Origin of the sequence: Dorea sp. 210702-DFI.3.17, assembly GCF_020560825.1 — a bacterium.
Taxonomy (GTDB): domain Bacteria; phylum Bacillota; class Clostridia; order Lachnospirales; family Lachnospiraceae; genus Dorea; species Dorea formicigenerans.
This window is the reverse complement of record NZ_JAJCNB010000073.1, coordinates 1-2,020: the sequence shown is the minus strand read 5'-3', so window position 1 is coordinate 2,020 and position 2,020 is coordinate 1. Positions and strand designations below refer to the sequence as shown.

1 protein-coding gene is annotated in these 2,020 nt (G+C 35.9%); it reads right to left on the bottom strand.

What is annotated here, in order from left to right; all coding sequences use genetic code 11:
* Positions 1-2,020 (bottom strand): penicillin-binding transpeptidase domain-containing protein (locus tag LI149_RS14930; RefSeq protein WP_227143603.1); only part of this gene is annotated, 2,020 nt, incomplete at both ends.

Here is a 2,020-nt window from a genome sequence, read left to right as displayed (position 1 = left end):
ATAACCACTTCCACCGATTCCTTTCACATTCTCAACCATACTGATAAGAAGAATTGGTTTGTCCACGCTTTTATCTGCCGTAAACACCGAAAACCACCCGATTTCTTTGCCAGAAGTATCTTCTTTCGTTGCCTTCAACTCGGCTGTCCCTGTTTTTCCAGCCAGCAAAATATCGTCACGATGTGCAGCATATCCGGTTCCTTCCGGATCATTTACAACACCTTCCACCCCTTGCATAATTTCTTCTACATTTTCTTTACTAAACGCATTTTCTATCCATGTTTCACCGGATGCTTCTTCTTTGTATTTCAAATACGGTTTTATCATATTCCCTTCATTTAAAAATGAAGTATAAATACTTGCCAGATGTAATGGATTTACAAGAATCTGCCCTTGCCCATAACCACTATCTGCCAATTGTATTTCTGTTTCTATTTTATCTGTATTGGAATATGTTGATTCCTGCATCGCAATCTCAAACGGCATATTCTGATTAAATCCTATTTCATTTAAAGTATTCATGAAATTCTCACTACCAATTTTAAGAGCTGCCTTTGCAAAATAAATATTATCAGAATAGATAATTGCATTTTTCATAATAACCGGTTCATATTCATGAAGTGTTGTCACTTGATAAGATCCCCAAGACGAATCTTTCTGCCATGCCAAACCTTCATTTCCAAAATCTTCTTTTGGATCTATGCTTCCCGTTTTCAACCCAATTCCTGCCACAACTGGTTTAAATGTTGAGCCAGGACACCATACTTGACGAAAACGATTATATAATGGCTTCTTTTCATCTTCGTTTAATGATGTCCATTTCTCTGATGATAAGCCCCGTATAAATTCATTATTATCATAAGATGGGGTACTTACCAAAGCCAATACTTCTCCCGTATAAGGATTCATTGCGACAGAACACCCCGGATCTTCTTTAAACTGCTCGTATAATGATTTTTGCAAATCGGAATCTATCGTTAATCTTATATCCATACCATCTTCTTTAAAAATACTTGCAAGAACCTCTTTTACTTTCCCATCACTATCCAAAATCTTTATATCACAACCATCTTTTCCTTTTAATTGCTTTTCGTATAACTTTTCCACCCCAGATCTTCCGATTACACTTTCTGCTGAATATCCTTCCCCTGGATGATTTTCCAAATCTTCTGCTGTTGCAGACTGTACATAACCAATTAAATGAGCTGCTGCCTCCCCTAACTCATAGGTTCTAACTTCCACATCTGATAGCATAACCCCTGGAATTTCCAAAAGTTTATTCTGACAATCCTGCTCCTCAAGTGTCTTTTCTTCTGGCTGTATTTTCATTAAATCTATTTCTTCTACTTTCGGAATAGTTTCAATTGGTACAAAAGAATCTTCTTTTACCCACTTTGCTGTGAGTTTGTTATTTATTGTTTCTACATCTATCTCTAATAACTCCGCTATTTTTTCAATAGATACATTCCTGTCTTCCAGCTTTCCCGGTATAATGCCAACTGATGTTGCTACTCCTTTTCCTGCAAGCATTTTACCATCTCGGTCTAATATTTCTCCTCTCTCCGCTTTTGATGTAGTAACACTTATTTTATCATCACTCTCTAAATCTGGAAAAATCAGGCTATCCTGCCATACTAATTTATATCCCTGTTTCGTCTTCTTCAGTTCCGCCATATTGTCAAATTGTATTGTTCCGGCAATTGTATTACATGATGTTTCATACGAAAGCGTAACTGTATCTGCTTTTTTCTCTTTCACAGCTATATGACTGATTTTAATGTCACTGACCTCTATTCCTTCGTATATCTTAGAATTTCGTTGTATGTATTCTTCTTTTGTCGGATAAACTTTTTCATCTGAATCTATCATAGTATACATTACTTCATATTCCTTTTTTTCAATATGGTTCATATATTCCACAAGTGTGTCTTCTGGTGATTCCGTTATCGTCCTTTTTAATAAAACACCTCCTGAAACAGCAATTACTGTTATAGCTACTATCAGCCCAAAAATCTTACAA